The 817-nt window shown below is 48.6% G+C and carries 2 protein-coding genes; both read right to left on the minus strand.

The features are described 5' to 3' along the window. Window positions 1-251 (minus strand): nitrilase-related carbon-nitrogen hydrolase (locus R7190_RS26580; protein ID WP_318137764.1); only part of this gene is annotated, 251 nt, incomplete at its 3' end. Between the two features lie 34 nt (window positions 252-285). Beyond that, window positions 286-817: AsmA-like C-terminal region-containing protein (locus R7190_RS26585; RefSeq protein WP_318137765.1), on the minus strand; the 532-nt coding region annotated here is incomplete at its 5' end.

Genomic DNA, 817 nt, shown 5'->3' on the forward strand with positions numbered 1-817 from the left:
ATACTACCAACGACAAGCGTCAGTTGATGACTCTTCGCGATATTGGCTAAACGCTCTTGAATAGCACCGCTACCTAACGGCTCTGCATGTTGATGGTACTCTTCTCGACTGGCAAACAACACCGCATTTTCCGGCGTGAGCACCAGCTTTACTCCTTGATTGGCCGCCAAAGTACATTGCTGGTCAATAAAGTCCAAATTCGCCTGAATATCAGGCCCCGAAGTCATTTGAATGATGCCAACACGTTCCATGTGTTCTCTTCCTTCTACCACTTAGTCGGGCGATCTATTTAGCCTGCTCACGCAGTTTTTCTGGCAGCTTGTATTCGCCTTTACTACGTGAAATCTCTTTTACGGTTGGTGAATCTAACGGGCCTTTGACCTCGTAATTCACTTGGGTGAACACCTCTACAACAGGAGAAATCACCGTGGAAATCGCCAGCACGTACAGAGCGGTTTGAGGGGCTACCGCAAACGCCGTCAACATTGGTAACCCTGACGTAATATCCGGCGTAAACTTCACTTCCGCATCCACCATTCTGCTGGTCATGTTTGCAATACCACGAATTTGCATTTCACCAGCTAGCGCATCCATCACAATATCATTGGTGATGAACACACCATCTTGGATTTTGCCTGTACCCGTGATGGAGTTGAACGCCATGCCTTTGTCGAATACGTCGGTAAAATCGAGCTGCATCTTACGAATGATGGAGTCCAAGCTAAATAAGCCAAGCAAACGCGCCGCGCCGCTGACTTCACTCACGACTCCTTTGCCAAACTCCGTCGAGACATTCCCCTGCAAGGTTGGTGTCTTC

This window comes from Vibrio sp. 1078-1, assembly GCF_033340475.1.